General features: G+C 48.0%; 13 protein-coding genes. 6 read left to right on the top strand and 7 right to left on the bottom strand.

Annotation, left to right across the window (positions count from 1 at the left end; genetic code table 11):
- Nucleotides 1–64: 64 nt before the first annotated feature.
- Entirely contained in the window at nt 65–1,687 is a 1,623-nt protein-coding gene (locus ACUUHJ_RS30460) for a family 10 glycosylhydrolase (protein WP_289675160.1), read from the bottom strand.
- Between the two features lie 241 nt (nt 1,688–1,928).
- Here ACUUHJ_RS30460 and ACUUHJ_RS30455 point away from each other — a divergent pair, with 241 nt between their 5' ends.
- Entirely contained in the window at nt 1,929–2,879 is a 951-nt protein-coding gene (locus tag ACUUHJ_RS30455; RefSeq protein ID WP_472300892.1) for a lipase/acyltransferase domain-containing protein, read from the top strand.
- Nucleotides 2,880–2,934: 55 nt separating this feature from the next.
- On the opposite strand, the gene ACUUHJ_RS30450 is transcribed toward ACUUHJ_RS30455, so the two are convergent.
- The 6 genes from ACUUHJ_RS30450 to ACUUHJ_RS30425 form a co-directional block, all read right to left on the bottom strand.
- A complete protein-coding gene (locus ACUUHJ_RS30450; protein WP_472300891.1) occupies nt 2,935–7,752 on the bottom strand; it encodes a collagen binding domain-containing protein in 4,818 nt (1,605 codons plus the stop codon).
- Nucleotides 7,753–7,805: 53 nt separating this feature from the next.
- Nucleotides 7,806–8,423 carry a class D sortase gene (locus ACUUHJ_RS30445; protein WP_472300890.1) on the bottom strand — a complete coding sequence of 206 codons (618 nt, stop codon included), beginning with the start codon at nt 8,421–8,423 and terminating at the stop codon, nt 7,806–7,808.
- 339 nt (nt 8,424–8,762) lie between these two features.
- The gene (locus ACUUHJ_RS30440) at nt 8,763–9,395 is read right to left on the bottom strand and encodes a LysE family translocator (RefSeq protein ID WP_289675155.1); all 633 of its coding nucleotides are present in this window, start codon (nt 9,393–9,395) and stop codon (nt 8,763–8,765) included.
- 152 nt (nt 9,396–9,547) lie between these two features.
- Nucleotides 9,548–11,311 (bottom strand): SH3 domain-containing protein, encoded by a 1,764-nt coding sequence (locus tag ACUUHJ_RS30435; protein ID WP_472300889.1) that lies wholly within the window; start codon nt 11,309–11,311, stop codon nt 9,548–9,550.
- Between the two features lie 14 nt (nt 11,312–11,325).
- Nucleotides 11,326–12,261: a hypothetical protein gene (locus ACUUHJ_RS30430; protein ID WP_472300888.1), complete on the bottom strand. Its 936-nt coding sequence runs from the start codon at nt 12,259–12,261 to the stop codon at nt 11,326–11,328.
- Nucleotides 12,258–12,407 (bottom strand): hypothetical protein, encoded by a 150-nt coding sequence (locus ACUUHJ_RS30425; protein ID WP_007724683.1) that lies wholly within the window; start codon nt 12,405–12,407, stop codon nt 12,258–12,260. The genes ACUUHJ_RS30430 and ACUUHJ_RS30425 overlap by 4 nt, the downstream gene beginning before the upstream one ends.
- Nucleotides 12,408–12,594: 187 nt before the next feature.
- On the opposite strand from ACUUHJ_RS30425, the gene ACUUHJ_RS30420 reads away from it, so the two are divergent.
- The 5 genes from ACUUHJ_RS30420 (at nt 12,595) to ACUUHJ_RS30400 (ending at nt 22,801) form a co-directional block, all read left to right on the top strand.
- Nucleotides 12,595–14,388 carry a vWA domain-containing protein gene (locus ACUUHJ_RS30420; RefSeq protein ID WP_472300887.1) on the top strand — a complete coding sequence of 598 codons (1,794 nt, stop codon included), beginning with the start codon at nt 12,595–12,597 and terminating at the stop codon, nt 14,386–14,388.
- A gap of 13 nt (nt 14,389–14,401) precedes the next feature.
- Nucleotides 14,402–17,791, top strand: a complete 3,390-nt coding sequence (locus tag ACUUHJ_RS30415) for a tubulin-like doman-containing protein (protein ID WP_472300886.1) — start codon at nt 14,402–14,404, stop codon at nt 17,789–17,791.
- Between the two features lie 118 nt (nt 17,792–17,909).
- Nucleotides 17,910–19,022, top strand: coding sequence for an RNA-guided endonuclease InsQ/TnpB family protein (locus ACUUHJ_RS30410; RefSeq protein WP_289675150.1), 1,113 nt, complete (start codon nt 17,910–17,912; stop codon nt 19,020–19,022).
- A 159-nt stretch (nt 19,023–19,181) separates the two neighbouring features.
- Nucleotides 19,182–21,530 (top strand): hypothetical protein, encoded by a 2,349-nt coding sequence (locus ACUUHJ_RS30405; protein ID WP_472300884.1) that lies wholly within the window; start codon nt 19,182–19,184, stop codon nt 21,528–21,530.
- The gene (locus ACUUHJ_RS30400; protein WP_289675148.1) at nt 21,527–22,801 is read left to right on the top strand and encodes a vWA domain-containing protein; all 1,275 of its coding nucleotides are present in this window, start codon (nt 21,527–21,529) and stop codon (nt 22,799–22,801) included. Before ACUUHJ_RS30405 ends, ACUUHJ_RS30400 begins: the two co-directional genes overlap by 4 nt.
- Nucleotides 22,802–22,812 lie beyond the last annotated feature (11 nt).

Raw genomic sequence — 22,812 nt, 5'->3', positions numbered from 1 at the left:
AAACCCCCGAAACACCTGTAGCAAGTATGCTCTGCACTGCTACGAGTATTCGGGGGTAATTTATTTAGCGGTTGTAATAGCTGCTAAGAGCTGGGAGCAGACCCAATGGATTTTTCCGCAAGTCCTTGGCACTAAAGAAAATGCTGCCTTGAACCTGAGGAACCATCGCGTTGAAATTCAACTGGTTAATAATCTCCTGGGCACTCTGCCAGCCAGCTTCGGCCGTTCCCAGCTTGTATGGCGAATGACCGATGTAGAGCTTGACGTTCGTGCCTTGTACTTCGTTTGCCCACCAAGTAACGAGCTTGTCGTATTGGGCAGGGGCGAAGGAAAAGCTCCAATAAATTTGCGGAGTCACATAATCAATCCATCCTTGTTGAATCCACGTGCGCACATCGGCAAACATGTGGTCATAAGCAGTAACGCCAGCTTTTGTATCGGAGCCCGTCGGATCGACGTTGCTGTTGCGCCATACACCGAATGGACTGATCCCGAATTGAACGTGAGGCTTGACGCTCTTGATAGACTGATTCATTTGTTGAACAAACTGATTGATATTATCGCGGCGCCAGTCGGCTTTGGACACGATTTTTTTGCTGTTGTAAGCCTTGAATGCTGCATCGTCTGCAAAGGCGACATTGGAAGGATAGAAATAATCATCCAAATGGACACCATCGATGTCATAGCGTTGTACGACTTCCATTACTTCATTAATAATTTGCTGACGTGCTGCCGGAACACCCGGATTGATGTACAGCTTTTTGTTGGCATTCACAATCCAGTCAGGATGCTGCTTGATCACGTGATTCGCTGGCAATTGGTCTGTTTTTGCATCTGTAGTGGCACGGAACGGGTTGAACCAAGCATGGAATTGCATCCCGCGTCTATGTGTTTCTTGTACCATAAAGGCAAGCGGGTCGTAGCCAGGATCTTTCCCCGGAGTTCCCGTCAAAAATCTCGACCATGGAGTGAGTGTAGAAGGATACAGTGCATCTCCAGATGGGCGAACTTGCACGAAAGCAGCGTTCATTCCCATGGCTTGCAGCTCATCGAGTAGCTGTATGTATTCTTGTTGCTGCTTTGCTGGATTTCCGTATGAACCGGAAGATGGCCAGTCCAAGTTGTAGACCGTAGATATCCATACCCCGCGCAAATCTCCATTTGTCACGACAGGTGTGCCTGGTTCCATCTCGCTGTTTCCACTCAATATATCCTGTGGTGGCGGAGTCATGGTAGCGACGTTGCCGCTTTGCAGGCGAATGGTTCTTGTTTTGTCTTCCCAGTTTACCGCAAGACCCAGCTGCTCAGAGACAAAACGCAGCGGAACCATAATTCTCCCTTGTTTGTTCTGAACAGAAGCATCAAGTGGGATGCTGTTGTTGTTCACGCGAGCGTTCTTTTGATTAACCGTCAGCGACAACAAGGTATCCTGCTTACTGATCGTTGCGGTTTGAGATTTTGGCTCCCAATTTACTTCGGCTCCCAAATTTTCACCGATCACCCGCATTGGAACCATCGTTACGTCTGCTTTTGGAACAATGTACGGAGCGACGTCACTTTTGATTTGTTGCCCGTCCAAATAGATGCTGATGCCAGAGGATGTCTGCGCAGCCTGCACGGATATCCCCATCGTTGGAATACATAGTACGAACATTAGCAAAAGCATAAACCACTTGCGTACCTTCATTTTTGCCAATCCTCCGACAAGTATAGATTTGCTTACTACATTAGCCAATTCGTTAGACGCTTTATTATATCGCTTTGTTACGCTCAAGTGGGAAGATTATTGTAACGATTCGCTCCATTTCGGTAAAAAATGATGAGACTCATCGAAGCAAGGGAACCTCCCAAGCTTCACTGGCATAGGCAAGAGCATATGTTGTTTTCCTTCTGGTCATGGGACAAAAGAGAGGGGAAGGAGTGCAAGCATGAGTTCTTTTCTTGCGCCAAAGGCACCGATTGTTTTTGTTCCGGGGCTGTTTGGGTCGATGAGTGATCATATTATTCCGGGTACTGGTGACTGGGGCTTCGGGTTTGCCCGAACGGCTTACGAGCCATTTATCCGTTTGCTTGGAAAAATGGGTTACCCCCTCAATGAACAACTGTTTGTAGCTTTTTATGATTGGCGAAGGCAGATCGATATTTCAGCTGAGCGCTTTTTGCTGCCTGCCATCGAGCGAGCGAAGCAAATGACTGGTTCCCCTTGTGTCAATCTCATTTGCCATAGCATGGGGGGGCTTGTTGCTAGAGCCTATGTCCAGAGCGGATTTTATCAAAATGATGTAGATCAGCTGCTTATTTTTGCGACTCCCAACGCAGGATCGCCTGTCGCCTACAGCTATTGGGCAGGAGGGAAGCTACCGCGCTCCGTTTCTGGCAAAAGAAATGTCGTGGAGCTATACATGAGTGTATATCTGGCCTATTTGGAGCAAAGCATCCCTTTTCATCGTATACAAGCTATTCACAGACACTTTCCCAGTCTCCTTGACCTTACTCCGTCAGCAGCATATGGCGATTATTTGCTGGAGAAAAAACAGGGGGTAGAAGCCTTCGTGCCTTATGGACAGATGGTCGTGAAAAATCAATACATGGACTATTTGAACGCAACGATGGGGATCATCGCAGCTCGCAATATTCGCGTCACGCTGGTAGCTGGCATCGGACATGAAACGATTCATTACCTGCGAACAGTCCCTTCGCTATCCCCCGATAAATGGGTCGATGGAAGAGTAGTGGGCTCGATCAATAGTGATGCTGGGGATGGGAGTGTCATGGCGAACAGTGTATTCGCGCTGGAAGGTGAGCGTTATTACGTTGAGGCAACACATCTGGAGATTTTGTATAAAAGTGAACCGCTTCTCCGGCAATTGCTAGAGTAGGGGGAAAAAAGAGGACCAAGCCGGGAATATCCCTGGACTCGGTCCTTTAGATGAACTATGCTTTCTTATTTCTGCGATACATGATCGAAATACCGATCAAGATCGAAACAATACCTGCAACGATAGGGAGTGGGTTAGCCTGCTCTCCAGTTTGAGGCAATACTTTACCTGTTGATGGAGATTCGTTGCTGGTTTCTAGGACGTTGGAGTTATTAGCAGCTCCCGAATCGTTCGGTTTGGTTGTATTTCCTGTTTGATTCGACTCTCCTGAAGTGTTGTTGTTTGCATCAGGAGTGCCAGATTGATCCGAGTTACCAGGCTGGTCTGGGTTTCCAGGTTGGTCTGGTTTACCAGGTTGGTCTGGTTTACCAGGTTGGTCTGGTTTACCAGGTTGGTCTGGGTTTCCAGGTTGGTCTGGTTTGCCAGGTTGGTCTGGGTTTCCAGGTTGGTCTGGTTTGCCAGGTTGATCCGGTTTGCCAGGTTTACCTGGTTTATCCGGTTTGTCTGGTCTATCCGGTCTATCCGGCTTCTCTGGTTTTTCCGGTTCGGGCTCTGGTTTTGGTTCTGGTTCAGGCTCTGGCTTCGGCTCTGGCTTTTCGGGCTCCGGTTCAGGTTTTGGCTCAGGAGTTCCGCCACCACCGCCGCCTCCACCACCGGAGGTCGCGTCATTTTCGACAGTGACCAACACATGGTCGCCAGCTACTTGGTTTCTTTTAATCTCGAACTCGATTGGCTTGCTGCTTTTTACATAACCAGCAGGTGCTTTCGTCTCGATAAACTCATATTTGCCCGGATTCAGTCCTTCGACAATCAGCTCTCCGTTGCCATCTGTTGTCAGCTTGGTAAGCTCCTGCCCGTTCATATCTTTGGCTACTTGACCATTTTCATCTCGGAGCGTAAATTCAGCTCCTTTGAGCTTATGATTTGGGTATCCCGTTCTTACTTTGGTCAGTTTCACAGACCCTGGGTTCAATCTGTTGGTCAACGTAAGAGAGGCAATGCCTTCCTCTGTCACTTCGAATTTCAGTGGTTCAGCAAGCTCATAATCAGCAAGGGCTTTTGTTTCCACGAGCTGGTAGAATCCTGCTTTCAGGTTTTCGAGGAGAATGATACCGTTCTTATCCGTTGTGAGTCCACTTTGCAGTACTTTCCCGTCAGCATCCTGAAGCTCAAAGGTTACGCCAGGAAGTGGCTCTTTGGTGTAGTGGTCCACTTTCAACAATTGAACGGACCCAATATTTTTGGCGTTCTTTTTCGTAAGGGTTACAATTTCTGTCTGGTTGGAGGCGATTTTGAATGAAATCGGAGTGGCATCCAGCTTGTATCCCTTCGGAGCTTTCGTTTCGACTAGCTGATAGTTTCCTTCTGCCAGATCGCCTTTGGAGACTTTTCCGTCAGAGCCGGTTGTCAGCTCCGCGATCGTTTCGAATGCTCCGCCCTTTTCAACCTGCAGATTGAAGACAGCGCCTTCCAGTGCTTTGCCAGCATTCTCCGCGTCAACTTTGGTTAACTCAAATCCTTGACGGAGCAGCTTGTTGTCGATGGCCATTTCGATTGTAACTGGAATAGCAGGGTCAGCACCTGCAGGAGCTTTTAACGTAATGTCTTTTCCGTTTCTGTACTCGTCTGCGATAACGTAGCCAACAGGAGCGGATAATTCTTTTAACTTGTACGCTTTAAATTTGTAGCCTTTGAAGGTAGCAATACCATTTTCATCGGTCACGACTGTTTCCAGCAAGGTTTTCCCTGCCTTGTCGTACAGACCAAACGTGGCGCCTGCCAATGCCTTTTTCGTATCTGCGTCTGTTTTGATGATTTTCAAGTCGCCTTTGCCAGGCGTGCCGGCTCCGCCACCAGCACCGGACAAGCTGACTTTGATACCTTCTTGTCCGTCTTTCCCTTTACCTACAACTGTTTTCCCTGCAAAAGAGGCTTCGTTTTTGATGACCTCTCCATGATCAGCATTGATAAAGGAGCGGTACTCCAGGATGTAGGCAGTGTGCAGGTCGTTTTTGAAAGTCAGTTTAAAGGTGTTGCCGACTACTTCTAATGTGTAGTCCTCAGAGGTCACTTCTTTTCCGATAGTCAGGGCACCGGATTCAGAGACGTTTGTCGTAAAGAGCTTGAAGGAGTCTTTCATCAGAATTTGATTGCCAGACAGCGTATCGGTCAATGCAGCACCTGCCGAAATGTACGACTGGCTCGGATTGATTTTTACTGTCCATGTTGCATACTCTGAGTCTGCTCCTGTACCTTGTGCGCCTGTTTTGAGGACGTACTGCCCACCGTATGTCGGTCTGACGGTCGTCTTGCCTTTATAGAGTGGAGTGCCTGTTATGTCACTATCATGCATAGTGGCATTGTTTTCGTACACTTCTCCGACAGGCAGATCAGCCAAACTGGTTGTGTACGTGATGCGATAGGCCGAGTCGATCTCGCCAAGATGCAGCTCAAAACCGTTGGTTAATGGGTCGAATTTGATAGGAACAACAGGTCCTTCGACCACTTTCACACCGTCTGCTCCACCTGTAAGCAGTAACTTATGCACGCGTAACGAGTCCTTCACAAAAGTTTGTTCTCCGGCATAAAAATCCCGAATGATCGCGTTGCTAATCTTGTGAAGGTTATAGTTCACATCGATTGTCCACGTGATTTCTTTTGTGCGGGCGTCGTATTTACCTGTTTTGTTGCCGTTATTGCTGGTGTAGCTGTCTGGTTTAACAGTAGCGGATTTCGTGATAGGGTCTTGTGCATTCCCATTTTCTTTCCAGTTCATTTCAGCCTTGTTTTTGTACGCGGATGGACGGTCCTTGGAAGTAGGATCGAACTTCGTCAGGTACGTAATCACAAGGGCTTTTGTGACTGGTTTATGGAAGGTGATCTTGAATCCATCCTCGTACTTTGGATTCGGAGAGATGCTGTAGTCTTTGTCAGAACCTTCTTCCAAATCCTTTGTCCAATCGTTGATTTTTACTTTGTCAGGAAGAAGCGTCAGCCCTTGACCAGCATAACTGTCGGTAATGACGACTTCATCCATCACCTGATTGTCCTCGTTTAGACTAAGCGTCCATTCGATCGTTTTATTCAGGTAATCAACTTTTTCTTTTTTGGCGTTTTTCCAGAAGATTGCTTGCGTGATCTCTTTGGATGCATCTTTTTTGGTTCCGTCGTAGATTTCTACTTCATTTTTCACGAGGTAGCTGTCTTGGTGGACCCGATTTTTAGCTTTGGTTTGGTAGGTAATTTCGTAAGCAGCCGATACGTCATGATCAAACTCCAAGCGGAAGCCGGTTGCCGACTCGGTTACGTTGTACCCTGTGATGGCAGCCCCGTCTTTTTTTCCGTTTCCGTTGTCGTCGATGGTCATTTTATGAACGGTAAAAGAACCATTCACGAGCTCTTGATGACTGGTATCAAAGCGATCCTCGAGCCATGCATCACCTTGATTGATTAGTTTTTCATTGTAGTTGTACTGAATAGCCCAGGTGATCGTCTGTTTGGTGTAATCATAGTCAATCGCTTTTTTGTTCAGAGGCTGGCTGAATCGGACAGAGACATTTGCGGAATCGATTAAATCCTTTGGAAGGTTCGTTCCTGTGACAGTGGCTTTATTCGTGTAGGTTGTATCTGTCGTACCGGTGACGTTGGTCTTGTACGTGACGCGATAAGCACCGTCGATGTCCCCAAAGTTCATTTTGAACCCATTTCCTTCTGTCAATTTCTCAGGAGTGAAGGTAGTTACCTCAGCCTTTGGTTTAACAGAGCCATTCAACTGAACGTCTAATGGGAAGACCTTAATCGAGCTCATGTCGATATCCAGACCGCTTGGAAGCTCATCTGTAAAGACAGCGCCTTTAATCGGATTTTCGCTTAGGTTGAAATCGACGGTCCAGTCGAGATAGCTAGGATTCATTCCCTTGTTTGCTTTTCCGTTCTTGTCGATTTCATTGTTGTTTTTGCCTTTGAAATGGACAGAGATAGGAGCGATGCCATCGAATTTGAAATCGATTTCCTGTCTCGTGCCGCCCTCAAACTTTTTCTCATCGAATTCCCGCCACACAAAGAACGTTCCGTCATTGATCTCAGCGCCATCGTTGATGGTATCGCTAAAAGTGAAGGTGACGGTGCCATCGGTTGTCACTTCATAGGTGCCGTAGCCTCCATCCAGATCTCCGGTCAAAATACGATCGGTCTTAAACTTGTCTGGGAGAGTGAAGGTAAAGGTGGCACCTCCTGAGTAAGGATGTCCGGCAGGGATTTTCCAGGTGAAATCAACTTGAACACGCGAGCCCTGATCGGGGCGGATGTCTTCAATGTTGTTTCCGTCTTTGTCCTTCATGACTACGCTGGTGATGATGTTGTCTTTGACGATGTTGTCATCAGGATCTGGAACTGGTACCGGAACCTCTGGTAGAGGAACTGGTGGTTCAACAGGTGGCGTAGTCGGGGTCCCTGTACCCGGATCGGTAGGAGTTCCAGTACCCGGATCGGTAGGAGTTCCAGTACCTGGATCGGTAGGAGTTCCAGTACCCGGATCGGTAGGAGTCCCAGTACCCGGATCGGTAGGAGTCCCAGTACCCGGATCGGTAGGAGTCCCTGTGCCCGGATCGGTAGGAGTTCCAGTACCCGGATCAGTAGGAGTCCCTGTGCCCGGATCGGTAGGAGTCCCCGTTCCCGGATCGGTAGGGTTACCTGTGCCCGGATCGGTAGGAGTCCCTGTGCCCGGATCAGTAGGGTTATCCGTTCCCGGCTCCCCACTATTCTCTACGACAACCTCACCTTGTGTTTGGGCATACGTGGTTGTCGTGAAACCGAAAAAGTTTTGGATGATGAGCAAAAGTGCCACCACAACGATCCAAGATTTCCTTTGCATATGCTCCTCCTGTACTAAATAAAACTACTCATTCCGTCTTTCAGTAGGACGTGTTAGGGCTGAGATGAAGTCGTTTGTTTCCATTCAGCTTGAACGATCAGTCTGTCCTTCGGATCCTTTGCTCCAACAGGGGTGCATGTAACTAAGGTGATCATTGGCTTCTTTTGATCCTCTAGAACTTCTACTTGTGTACGATCTACGATAAAGGCTTTCACGACAACGAATTGGTAGGTTGCCGTTTTCGTCTTGATCTCAATCTCATCGTTAGGTGCTAGTTCGTCCAAGCGATTGAATTGCTTACCGTGAGTAATCCCGCGATGACCTGCCAGTCCAACATTGTTCACGCCGAATTCCTTGTCTGGCTCGATCAGGCCAACACCTTTACTCAAGGCATGCTTGTCCGCGCCTTCAAAAATCATCATTTCCAGATCAATTTTGGGAATCCGAATCACGCCTCTGGCACCTTCCAACATAGCGAGCGGCTCTTGTATCTGAGGAGCTGGTGGGTCCTCTGATGTAGCTGTTTCTATTTGCTCGCTGACGTTGCTCAGTTGTTCGAACGCTTCGATGAGCTGTTCCTGCTTTTGTGCAGATACCGCCGTTTCCCATTGAGGATAGAAAAGGAGGAATAAGCCTGCCAGGATAAACCCGGCACTTAACAGCACTCGCACATTCTTCAACTCCCTTTTCGCACCGTTAACTCAATTCATCTTTCCCCCCTTGTCCCAATTTTTCGTTAACTTTGTTCGGCAAGAGCATCCTTCGTTGTACAAGTCTTGCTAGTCGAGAACAACAGATTCACCTGCTGTTCCAATTATGAAAAAATGCCTAGAGGTATCATAATCTTTGGAACTATACAATTTCTGAACATGAAAAAAGCCAGAGTAGGAAGAATCTCCTTTCTGGCTTTTTCGGTCTACATTCTATGGTTAATAGGCGACGCTTTTCGAAACAAATCGAACTAAAACCTGAGTGCAAGTACAGAAATAATCTTTTTCATAGACAACCTCCTAAGGATTCGCTTTCGCCCGCAACAGATTCAACCCCATCCCGATAAAAACAATCCCCGTCAGCTTGTTGAGAATGACAGAGAACTTCTGATTATTACGCAATTTTTGCGTAGCGAAGGAAGCAAACAGGGCGAGAAGACTACACCAGATGCCACCCGTAACGGTAAAAGTGAGGCCGAGAATAAGGAAAGGGAGTGGGCCGGCTTCGGTCGCGCTAACAAATTGCGGGAGGAAGGCGATAAAAAACAGGGCGACCTTTGGATTCGTGACACTTGTCAGAATCGCTTGCAAATAGACCTTTTCACCCTTTAGCTTCTTGGAATCGGCTGCGTCAAAAGCTGGTGATTCCTTCGTTATGAGCATGCGAATGCCCAAATAGACGAGATAGGCGACCCCCAATATTTTGACGATGTTAAAAAGCACGATGGATTGCGCCAAAAGGAGCGACAAGCCGAAAGCAGCCAAGAGCGTGTGAATGAGTGAGCCTGTCAAAATGCCGAGAACCGAAAGAATACCTGCCTGTTTTCCTTGCGAAATGCTGCGGGTGATGATGTACATTGTGTCTGAGCCGGGTATCAGGTTCAGCATGATTGCAGTCATCAGGAATGCTTCATAATGAACGATTCCAAACATCTCTTCTCACTCCTATCTGTCTATAAAATAAAAATAAATTATAGAATAATCTGATACCTAGTGCAACGCGGAAAAATGAGGAAAAGCCCCCGACGCAGATCAAGGAAGGTATGCCATGATCGCGAGGGGGAGCTCCTAATTCAGCAAACAGATTACGGCGTTGATTCGGTAGCGCGTATCCAGCCTTCTTTTCCGTCAAACACAATCTGGTACCAGCCATTCAGATCTGCGATGACTTGGAAGGAACCATCTGCTGCTACCTGACCGATCTTTTCATATTCTTCACCGGGACCTGCAAAAACATCGGTTTTTTGAGTGGCAGGGGAAGGATGATCCGTCGCTTCTGTTGAGCTGTCAGCAGGGGAAGGCGCTTCTCCTGACCCAGTTCCCTCGGTCGTTTCTTCGGAGCTCTGCTCCAAATCAGCCAGCTTTTCGATGTAAGCCAAGCCATTGTCCTCGAGCTTGAACAAAGCGATTTCGTTTTCCCCTTTCCCCACCGCATTTTTTAGGATCACGTGCTCGGAGTCTTCTACGCTGAATTCATCTGCCTCAACCGAAAAACGCTTATCGAGTGACTCTTTTGTCAAATTCGGAGAGAGTGCCGCGTAGGCGTTAGCACGCTCCTTGCCGGAAGCACTTACGATAATCACAGGCTTTTCTTTACTTCCGAGCTTATCGTCGATCTTAGCCTTTGCCGTTTTTAAGTCCACATCCAGTGACTGATCCAGATAGAGGACCGAGTCATTCGGCATTTTCGCTGCGAAGTAAAGACGATGATCTGCCTCAGAGAGTCCAAATGCGTAAACCTTTGCTCCCCAGCGATCTGTGCCGGAGAGTATATCGGTGAAGGTTCTGTCTGGATATCTCAATTGCAATAAACGTGCTGGATCGTATTCCAACCAGAGTTTATTCAGATCGGACAGGAGTGTAGCCGTATCCTGGAGCGGATTCAACTGTTCGTATAATTCACGCGCTTTGGTGAACTCAAACGACTTGATGTATTGTTCTGCCTGCTTGAGCTTGCCTTCCAGATAGCGGGTGATCGAATCGAGGACAGGTGAATCACTGGAAAGCACATCCTCGATTTTGCGATAGGCGGCAGCCATGTCAACGAAGGCACTCAAATCCTTTGAACGAATGACTTCCTTGATTTCAGCTAGCGCATACTTTTCCAACTGACCCACTAACCAATCTGTCTCGATACCCAGCTTTTCGTAATGGCGTATGCTTGTAGCCGTTTTGGTGATGACTTCTTCAAAAGGAGCAGAAGCGATCAATTTCCGCAGCTTCGTCTTTTCATAGTCTTGGAACAAGGCCATAAGCTCAGCCTGCTTCTTCTTTTTGCCGCCGTAGTATTCAGCTGGAATGGCAATGAGTGTTTCGATGAAAGATTCGTCCTGGTAGTTTTCCTTGTCGAGATTCGATTGTGCCTGAGCCTTGGCTGTTTGCAAGGCATTCAAGTAATAATCGGAAAAGCTCTTATCCATCCCCAATTGAGCGGACAATTGCTGGAAAAACATTGCTGGTACGTCCTTTTGATTCTGGTAATTCTTTTTGACAGCTTGATATTGTTCATAGACCGTACCGATTTCTGCGACCTTCTTTTCCGAAATGGCCGCCCGCGATTGCTGTTGAAGCCCCTCCAGCTCAGTACGGATCGAAGCCAGTTGGAACATGATAGAGTTCCATTCGTCATCCCCGTAGGACAGGACGGCCATATCATGCGCACGAGAAAAGGTTTCCTCGGCTTGCAGCAGGTTCTTTTGTTCATAAAACGCCTTTGCTTGTTTATACAACGTAATCTGCTTGTACCCGAATCCGAGCTTGAACAGAACAGCGATCAAACCCAAGGCAAAGAGTCCGAGAAAAATATTACGGACCCACAGGGACCTATGATAGGGAGAGATAGGCAACATAAAAGGCCCCTCCTTCACAGTAAGCCTTTGAAATCCGGGTCAAACGCGTAATGCGTATCCACCCTGTTTTTGGTAGAATGATATAGTTGTTCCCAGCCTTCATCCTTATGGGTTTGTACCATTTTTGCCAATCGCAGAAGGCGCTCGCGAGGCAAAAAATCGATGAATTCGATAATCAGATCCTGATACTCGTCCACATAAGACTTCATGCGGAGCGCCGCACCTGCCACTTGACCAATGAGTTGATCCCCGTTTTCCAGCAACAATATTTGCTTTTTATAACGTCTGACATAGGTAAGCACGGATCTTTTGACGAGCGAAGGCTGGACCTTGATGACTTCGCGCACATATTCCATGAAGTCCTTGTCATACATAGACGGGATGAGCGTTTCGAGCTCTAGCTCCATGTCTTTGCGCAGGACGTAATGATTGAGGAACATGATTTTGCGTATCTTGATCGTATCGGAATCGATGAAATGCCCGATCTCTCTCGTTTTTTCATAAGCTTCCTTGAGATGTCCTTCTTTGACGTCGTTGCCCACTTCCTCCAAATGACGGAGGAGTGATTTCTTGAGCGTCTCCATTTCCCGTGTTAGAAAGTGTTGGAATTGTACGTCTCTTTCATAGATGCCGTATTTTTTCTGTATCACGAAAAACAAGACGAACAACACACAGCCAATACCTCCTGCGAGAGCCAATTGCAAAAGGGTATCCGCAGAAAGGAGAGCTAGACAGACGAACAAGCCCAAGAGCAAAAAGCGCGTCTGCACATAGCGGCGTGTCACCGCATGGGATACCTGGCGGATCGGTTTGTAGGCTCTCCCGCAACTCTCGCAATGCGTCTCCCACAGGACATGGTACGTATGGCATCGTGTGCACGCTTGGATTCTTTCGTACGTATGAGTGGTTTTACGGGTTTTGCGAAAGTGGACGCCGATTCGTTTTCTCATGGTGAATCCCTCTTCTCATTCAGTAAGGCATGAAGATGCTGATCGATTTCGGCGTTGGAGAGGTTGCGCCGTTTCAGTCGTAGCAGCTTGAGGAATCGGACCGCTAGCAGCAAAAAAGCCGCAAACAAAAGAAAGTAAGTTAACATAAAATTTCTCCTAACGAAGTTGTCGAAATCTGTAACAAAGAATCATGTCGTATCGTATTACGAGTAAGGGGCAATCATTCTAGTACTTTTTTATCATCTGTATTCTACTTCTTGAAATAGTGTCATAGTCTTACTTTCTTTGCAACACTTCACAAATTCTTTGTAACGAACAAGAAAAGGAGCTCTTATGCAAATAATACGATTCCGAATGTTATATCGATACGTAGCATGTCTTGCCCTGCTCTTGGTCAGTGTCCTCTCTGGTACACACCCAGGTTTTGCGCAAACGAGCGGAAACAATATGGACGCTGTCCTGGTCGTGGACGTCAGCAACTCCATGACCCAGAGCGATAAGAACAAAGTCAGCAACGAAGCAATGAAAATGTTCGTCGACATGACGTCGATCCAAGCGAACAAGGTTGGTGTCGTCGCCTATACCGACAAGATCGAGCGGGAAAAAGCACTGCTTGAGATTAATTCCGAAGAAGACAAGAACGATATCAAAGCCTTCATCGACAGCTTGCAAAAAGGAGCCTACACCGATATCTCTGTCGGGGTAACGGAAGCAGTAAAAATCCTTGATGCGGGCCGCAATCCAAACAATGCGCCGATCATCGTGATGCTGGCAGACGGAAACAACTATTTGAACAAAGCATCAAGCCGTACCCAAGCAAAGTCTGATCAAGAGCTGCAGCAAGCAGTGAAAGAGGCCAAAGACAAAGGCTATCCGATCTACACGATTGGCTTGAACGCAGACGGTCAGCTTAACCGCACGACACTACAGCAGATTGCTGCGGAGACAAATGGTAAATTTTTTGAAACGAGCACAGCAGACAAGCTCCCGCAAATCTTGAGCGAAATCTTTGCGAATCACCTGAAGCTGAAGGTTGTCCCGGTTAAAAGCTTCATCGCAAACGGCCAAGCTCAGGAGATTCCAATCCCCATCCCGAATGGCAGCGTCATGGAAGCCAACATCTCGATCATGTCGCAAAAAGCAGTGGAAGTGAAGCTGTATGACCCAGCAGGCAAGGAAGTAAAAATCCCTTCCAACCAGGTCAGACTGTCGAAGTCCAATGCGTACACGATGATCAAGCTGGTCAAGCCACAGCAGGGTGATTGGAAGCTGATGGTAAAAGGTGTCCCGAAGGAAAAAATCGATATTAACCTCATCTTCAACTACGATCTGCAATTGGAGATGGAGCCAGTCACAGCGAAGAGCTTCAAGACTGGCGATGTCGTACCGATCAAGGCTGCTCTTGTTTCAAACGGACAGAACGTAGCAAGTCCTGATCTGTACAAGCAAATGAAGGCGACACTGATCGTCAATGACAAGACGGACAATAAGACCAATGAGGTCATCCTGAACAATACGGGCAGCGGGTTCGAAGGCAGCTTCACAATCCCGGCTGACCATACCTACGAAATAAAAGTCAAGGCAGAAGACACCAGCTTTTACCGGGAGACAAAGCCGCTCCTTGTAGATGCTGCGAAAACAGCAGGCTCTGGAACGAGCAAGCCGAGCACAACCACTGATCCTGCGGCAGAATCGAAACCATTTCCATGGCTGACCGTAGTAGGAGGTATCTTGGTTCTCCTCCTGTTGATCGGTGCTGGATTGTACGCACTGTCGATCTATCGCAAGGCGAATAAGGGCTTCGCGGGCCAAATCGCCATCGAGATCGTGGATGAGGATACAGGCGAAAAGTCCAATCCGCAATACAAGAAACTGAACGCGTTCAAAGGAAAAGTGAAGCTGCACCAGCTCTTGCAGCTCGCCCCTGAGTTTGCGGAGACAGAGAAGGTCATCTTTTTACCAGGGAAAAACGATACGCTGATCATCGAGAACCGTTCGAGCTGCCGAATCGAAAAGGCAGGACGTGTCCTCGATGCAAGCAAAGGCAAAGAGCTGAAGAAAAACGATCGCATCAAAATTTCGTTAACGAATGTGAACAAGTCCTTATATGTAGATTACATCGTCTAGGAGTGAGTCGAATATGAAAGCAGTTGTGAGAGAACACATTCAACAATTGGACGTATCCCTCGGCGGGGGAATCGTCAGTGACAAGATTCGTGTAGATACCATTGATAACCCGATGCTCGTCATCGGTCTAGGCGGTACAGGAATTGATGCGCTTTTGCGCCTGAAATACCAAGTGAACAGACGCTTCAAGCTGCCAGTAGATCAGCTTTCCAAGAAGCGCAAGGAAAAGCCGGACAATATTGAATTCATCGCATTTGAAACGAATGAGCATGACCGCAACAAAAAGTACAAAGGCATCGGACTCGATCCAGTGACGGAGTTCGTACTCCTGTCCAATCCTGAGATCGGCGGTGTGTTGCAGAATCGTAGCATTCTGGAGCCGTACATCACGGACTGGCTCTCGCCAGAGCTGACAATTACGGACGGAATCAGCGGCGCATCCGGTGTACGCCAGGCCGGGCGACTTCTCCTCTTTACGAAAATTACGCAAGTCGTCCAAACCATTGAGAAAAAGGTCAAGATGCTGTGTGAGGGCACGAACAAAAAGCTGACTGTATTTCTCTTGAGCGGTTTGTCCGGGGGAACGGGGAGCGGTTGCTTCCTCGACATTGCCTATATCGTTCGCGGCATTTTGGAGCGCGACTTCGGAAGTGCGGGAGTAGACAAGGTGAATACGCTGGGCTACCTGTTCACGCCTGACGTCAACCTGTCGAACAAGAGTCTCAGCTCGCACACACGTGACTACATCATGAAAAATGGTTATGCGGCATTAAAAGAGCTGGACTACTGGATGAATGCGGACGAGCGAAACGAGCGTTTCCGCCAGCAATACGGCAACGTGCTCACCGTCCAATCGCCGATGCCGCCATTCAACCTGTGCCATTTGATTTCTGCGACCAATCTGGAAGGCAAAGCATTGGAAAACGCGTACGATTACTGCATGAACGTGACCGCGGAAAACATTACGAACTTCATGGCGAGCGAAGAAAAGCGCTCGGGTGAAGAGTTTGCGATCCACGACTATATCAGCAACATCCGTACGAACATCAACCAGATGCCAAAAGCGTACGCAGCCAACTATCAGTACAACGTCATCGGTGCTTCCTCTGCTGTCTTGCCGATCGAAGAGATGACAACGTACCTGGCCTATCGCTTGTTTAAAAAGATGGAAAAAATGTTCACGGTAGCACCAACGCAAGAAGATGCAGAGAAATTCGCCCGCAAGCTCGGAATCGACATCGACTCGATTTCCCGCAAGTTCGAGGAGCGCGTTCCAGAACCGTTGCCAGGCTATGAAAACAGCGAGCGTTTGAACTACAGCAACGTCATTACCCAGCAAGTCGTGAGCATCGACCACGAGTTAGAGCAAGGCTATCTCGCCAAAGCGCGCGAAGCGTACATCAAGTCCAAAAAGCAGATGCCAGGCGACATGATCTCTGTTTTTGGCGAAATGATCACGCGTGTATTCCTGCACCCGCAGCAAGGACCATTCTATGCGTCCCGTTTGATTCATTCGGACAAAGGCTACTGCCTGATGAAAATGATCCTCTCCTACATCGAGAGCCTCAAGGCGAATTTGGAGAGCTTCCCGCCTGAGATCGAGGGCGCACGAGAGAACGCGAATGAAAAGCTGGGCGATGCCCGCAGTGCTTTCATCTCCAAGGAGAAGAAGAAAAACAGCTACATCGAAGCGAAGATCAACGAATACCAGCTCTTGGCTGATCAGGAAAAGCTGGAGCAAATGATCGAATTCTACGAAGAGCTGCATCGTTTGTTGAATGCAGAAAACAACCGCATTTATAACGTATTTACTGAGATTTTGAACGCACTCAATCAAATTTTTGAGCAAAACGGCGACATCCTGATCAACGGGGGAGAAGAGAGTGACCGCACTGGCAACAAAACGTACTACTGGAACATCGTCAGTGTGCCGGATATCTCCAAGGTCGTCAGCAACATCCTGGAGCAAAAAGATGTGGATGACCTGATCCGCGATTTCACCAGTGAGCTGCTGCGACACTCCGATCAGTGGGTCAAAGAGCAGGAGCTGGATATCGTCAGCTCGATTTCCGAATTCCTCTCGGAGAAGTTCGGTGAGGTGATCACCAAGTCGATGGAAGAATTCCTCGTGATTAAATACGGTCAGGACGAGACACTCGATCGCATCGTAGAGCGCAAGATTGCGAGCAAGCTGGATGAAGAAGCGATTCCGGTCTTCCATCTGAGCAACAATCTCGGCAATATGCATTTCCCTTCCTGGGGCTTTGTATCCGTGCCACTGAAAGCACCATCGATCTTGAAGGGGATTAAAAACTATCAAAATACAGCGATTAGCGGATCGCGCTTCACCGTCAAAGAAAGCGAAGTCAAAAACCGCATCTTCTGGCTGAATACGAAAAACGGTGTTCCACTGTTCGCTTACACACCGTTGAAGGTCTACGAGGAAAGCTACGAACGTACAATTCTGGACAGAGAGGGTATCGGACGCCACCTCGTTCAAACGGAAAAGAACAACTGGGCGTACCTCCCATCCCCTATTCCGGAAAAATCGTGGGGAGATACGTACCAAAACGGGCGGATCAAAGCGTATAACGCCAAAGTACGCGAACTGTTTGACCGTGCGGTGCGCTACGGGGCCATCCGTGAAAAAGGCAGCGACAGCCAGACCAGCAACCGTTATGAATCCATCGTGACGAAGCCGTTCTCGCTGGCCGCCTTCCTGGCGAAGCATCAAGCGCAAGGAGACGCGACCAAGCTGAGCCCTGGCGAGATCAAGCGTGTATTGGTTGAGCTTAAAGGCTTCATGAGAGATGGTCTGGAGCAAGAATTTACGCGTGACGTGTTCGGAAGTATTAATGAAGAGATGGCAAAAGAAAACCTGATTCGCTATCCGGAGCAGATTCGTCTGATCGAACAAGAAGTGCGCAAATACGAAGAAATCGAGGCCAAAATCCAGGAGCTGGAGCAGATCGTAGGTGCCATCAAGGACGAAGAAGAGCTGGTGACCCGATTCATCGAAGCCCTTTACACAGGCACCATCTGCAAGCGCGGTGCGCTGTACGTCTACGACAAGGATGAGGAAGAAGATGCGTGGGAGCCATTCATCAATCTGATGAAGGTCAACAAGCACGTCGAATTCGCGATCTATGAAAAATTCCGCGCATTGGATCACAAGAGCATGGCAACCATCCAGCGTAAGGCTGCAAAACGCAGTGACGCGATGACTTCAGCAGAGGATACGCAGCAATTGCTGTCAAAACTCGAAGAAATCGCAACTTCTTTCCAAGAAACGAAAAACGATCTGGAGTATGACCGCGACGAATACGTAAACGGTGAAGAGCTGTTCCAGTTCTACAAAAAAGTTTGGTCAAAAGTAAACGATATGCGCAAGACGCTGCAATAGCCGAGGTTATTGGTCCTATTTTCCATATCTAGTACGATGCTCGGAGTACAGTCTAATGCTTTGCAGATTTTAGAGAGTGAAACTAAATCATAAGTTTTGTCTTGTGATGGTGATATAAATGATACTTGCAATGAAAGTTAGATTGAAACCCACTCCCAAACAAGAAAATCAGTTATGGAAATCAGCAGGAACATCTCGTTGGGCTTATAATTGGACACTTGCTAGGCAGGAAGAAAACTACCGAAACGGTGGTAAGTTTTTACCTGATCGAAGTCTGCGTAAAGAACTAACACAGGTGAAACAGTCAAAGGAATTTGCTTGGTTATACGATGTTTCCAACGATATAACCAAGCAAGCAGTCAAAGATGCTTGTGATGCTTATCAAAAGTTCTTCAAGAAACAAGCTGACAAACCTAGATTTAAAAGTCGTAAACATACAAAACCTTCATTTTACAACGACCTGGTGAAGTTGAAGGTGAAGAAAGATCTCGTTTTCCTTTTGAAAGTAGGGTGGGTTTCTACTTCAGAACAAATTCCGATGGATACAAAGTATATCAATCCTCGAATATCATTTGACGGCAAGTATTGGTATCTATCTGTTGGCATTGAAAGAGATGGAGTAAAGCCTGCTCTAACAAATGAAGTCATTGGAATCGATGTAGGTGTGAAGAAGCTGGCAGTTTGTTCTAATGGTATGACCTTTAAAAATATCAACAAGACACAAGCAATAAAGAAAGCAGAGAGACGTTTACGGAGGTTGCAACGTAACGTCTCTCGCAAATACGAGATGAACAGGGAGGGAAACCGTTTTGTCAAAACTTGCAACATTGTAAAAGTGGAAAAATCCATTCGTTTGCTCCACCGAAGGCTAACAAATATCCGTACTAATCACCTCCATCAATCTACAAATGCTATTGTAAAAACCAAACCTAGCACTGTAGTGATGGAGACTTTGAATATTACCGGCATGATGAAGAATCGCCATTTGTCCAAAGCTATCGCACAACAGAAATTGCATGAGTTTAAACGACAATTGCAGTATAAGTGCGAAAAACATGGTATTCGTTTCATGGAAGCAGATAAGTGGTATTCCTCATCGAAGACCTGCTCTGATTGTGGTCGAATAAACAAAGACCTAAAACTGTCAGATCGAGTATTCAAATGTAATTGTGGGCTTGAAATAGATAGAGACCTTAATTCATCTATCAATTTAGCTAAATTAGCAGGATAACATCTACAAGTTATTGCTAATTTGTACGGTTCGTTGTACCGGAAGTTACGCCTGAGGAGTGTCATAAAAAATGCGAGTAGCTTAGGCAAAAGCAAACACAATGAAGCAGGAAGCAAACAAAGGATTTGTAGACTGTTACAATCTTTTGGCAACGGAAGCATGAGGGATTTGATAGGAGAGTTCGCGACCCAATACGTTACGGAATTGGAAAGACAACTGGATAGCGGAAACGGACAGCGAAGCATTCAAAACCCCGTGCTCTTCCTTTTTCTCGGGGATAAGAGCGTAGAGGCACTGCAAGCTGTTCGTGCCCACAACGAACGCAGTTGGCAAAATGGTCACGGTGTGCTTTATGTCCATGCGTATCAGGAGAAAACGTGGGAGCATCCGCAAGTAATTGGCTGCCGCTTGCCAGAGGCAGATGACGACAAGAAAAAAATGCGTACCTCGATCCACGAGCGTTTTTTACTCGATGAGGCTGTCACCATGGAACTGAACAAGGTAATGAAGCTGGCAAGCGTGCGGGTAGCGGAAATGGGCAAGTTGTTCACTGCTTTTCAGCAAGTCAATATTGCCGTCGTGGCAAGGGCAGATGACCCTGCCACGATCCTTTTGCCAGAGCTGACCCTGCTACTCAAGAGCTACCTCAACGAGCTGTTTAAAAACGTATCAGTCGACCTGTACGTCCTGTTACAGGAAAAGAACAACGGGGAAGCATTCGGGTTCTCGACAGCGCTCTCGGTCAGTTTTTTGGAAGAGGTCAATCGTTATCAGCGGAGTGACTACAGCTATCGAGCGAATCTTTTGGTAACAGAAGATCTCGTGAAGCTGCCTGTGGAGCATGTGAACGCTCCCTTATTTTCGCTGGCGTACCTATTGAGTGACAAGACAGAGCATGGCTTGTTTATCGAAGGCGGCATGCAAGAAAATTACGAGCTGATCAGCAAGCTGGTGCTTTTGAACAACAAAAAGGTAGAGCCGGAGTTCCATGAAAGCAATGACGGCTATAACAAGCTGCAATTTATGCGCAGCATCTCGGTTGAACACGGGCAGACCAAGTTCGCGTCTGCTGGTCTATCCAAAGTAAAGCGACCGACTCATGCGATTGCACTGACGGTGCTGTCCGCAGTATTTGACCGCTATTGGGAGCGACTCCAGGACGGCGAGGTTTTGCCGAAAACAAAAGCGAGAGAGAAGCTCGGATTAACTGCGCATGATTTGCAGCGAAAATTGGCTGGTATCCTTCCCGAGGATCACATCTTGGATGAAATGACGGGGCTCATGACCTCTGGCATCAGCTACAGCGAGCTTTGCAATATGAATATGCGCGAAGCAGAGCTAGCTTTGTTTGACGGTAGCAGCCAAGCCTTTTTTGAAGCGAATGTCGTTTCTGGGGCGCGTAAACGTCTGGAGCACATGCTGTCTCAGGAGTCCTTGGCTGATTTGATTCAGAAAGCAGTCATCGAGGATGAACGGCTTGGGCTGTATGCGGCTTACTATCTCACGGCCGAGCACGCCAATGGAGCGAACCTGCTGGATGAGCTGCGCACAGGCATTCGCGAGACATCTCGACAGGTTGAACAGTTGAAAGCCGAGCTAGTCGATCTCTACCAAGAGCGGGTGGATCGGCAGGACATTCGCGTAGGAGGGTTTTTCACACGGGATAAGGAGCGTGTGCGGACCTTCATTCGCCATTTGCTGGACGCTGTTTATGGCAAAAAGCTGGAGCTGCTGGATTGGGAGATGATGCTCTCTATCCTTGTGAGCTATGAGAAACAGGCAGAGCAGATTCACCGGCAGTTAGGTGAGCAAGTCGAGCAGTTGGAAGCCTTGCATAAGCAACTGCGGGAAATCGCCAAGACGAGCGTTCGAGAAGCAACTGATTACTTGGGCAAAAACGTGGACGAATATTACGAATCGGTTGTCCATGAAACGATCCGGTCATTGGAAGCTTCACGCGGCAGTGATTTTTACATGGAACAACGGTATATTGGCAGCGGCGCTCTGCTCAGCGGGAATCGACTCGCCGGACTCGTGGAGAGGCTGTGTCAGTTTTGCCGGAACGAGATTCTGACCCGTGCGCCATTTGCTTTATCTTTTGAGGCGGAGCTACTGGCTCGTGCCAACGTCGGGGCTGCTTATGATAACCGAACCGTGCTGACGAAGGAGGATTTGTTCCTCGATCTGGCATTGGTGCTGGAAGAGCGGGCAGCGGTTCACATCGAAGTGTTCCATTTCTTGCAAAAGCATCGCTATGAGGAGAAGTACTTGTTTGCCGATATTCACAACGACTTCGTCCAGTATGCGCTGCACAAGGATGAGAGCACACGAACCTACAAGCTGGGCTGCATCCACGAGGAACAAAAAAGCGGGATAGAAAAAATGAACCTGATGGGTGGATTCGGCATGGAAGAGTTGATGTTTTACCGCAATAACAAGAAATACCATGCTTCCTATGAGGATAGCGGGTTTGTCTTTCGCCGCGTGGGAGGAGATGAGTCGTCATGAGTCAGAGAAGGGTAAGCTTACTCATGCTGGTGTGTAGTCTGGTAGGTGGCGTGATCGGATTTTTGGTCGGGGAAGTCATGCTCGGCAAGCTGTCCGGAGAAATACCGCAATGGTTGTTAATGGGACTTTATTTTGGTCAATATGCCTTTTTCGTAGGATTGATGTGCCTCATTGCGGAAATGATCTCGCCACGACTGAATGGAATCGGCTGGAAGCAGCGCTATCTGGGCTTTTCCTGGAAAATGCTCGTGCCCAGCACATTTTTGATGGTGGGCGTAGCGGCGCTCTTGCTTCAGCTGCTGTACGGGTCATCGTTTCAACAGGCCAGTGGTGCCAACAATATTGTCATGGTTCTGGATACGTCAGGCAGCATGCAGTCGTCTGACCCGGATAACCAATTGTTCAAAGCAGCAGCCGACATGGTGCAGCGCATGGATAGTGATATGAAAATAGCAGTGGTCACGTTTCACGATCAAACGAACGTGCTGCAACCCCTCACCGAGCTGAGTAGCCAGTCCGTGAAGGATGAGGTTGTGAAGAAGCTACTCCAATTTCCGCGCACGGATGGAGGCACCCGGATCGACTTGGCACTGCAAGCGGGGCTGGACCAGCTCCAAGCCAATCAAATGGCGAACAGTACGGTCGTGCTGATGTCAGATGGCTATAGTGATCTAGATGTCCCTGCCGCCCTTGCGCCCTACAAGCAAAACCACGTGATTGTCCATACGGTAGGCATGAGCCAAATCGATGCAGACGGAACGGCGCTGCTTCAAAAGATTGCTGCTGAGACTGGCGGTAGCTACTTCAATGTTGAACACGCGGACCAAATGACAGGAATCTTTGGTCAGATTTACGATATGAGCCGAACAGACCGCAATATTGTTTCCGAGCGGACAGGAGCGACAGAAGATAGCATGTTTTACGCCATTACCCGTGTGGTCAGTGTTCTGATCATCGGTGCTTTGCTCGGCTTGGCGCTGGGTCTGATTTTTGACAATCGCCATCTGGCCAAAAGCTTCACGATTGGCGGGGCGGTATCAGGACTGTTAGCTGGACTCGTTTTGGAAATGGGTCTGTCGTCGATCGACTTGCTCGATATGGTGGTACGTTTGCTGGCGTGCTCTTTGCTCGCCGTCATCCTGACATTGTTCACTCTCTTTGTGCCAGCTTCTACGAGTGGCGGATCGTCTTTTGCAAAGCGCAGACTGAACAACAGACAAAACCCTCGCGCGTTGGACGCCGGGAACCAAAGCAGCAAGCGGTTTGAGTAAAGGGAGCATGA

It is taken from the genome of Brevibacillus schisleri (genome assembly GCF_055685845.1).
This window is presented reverse-complemented; position numbering and strand designations above follow the sequence as displayed.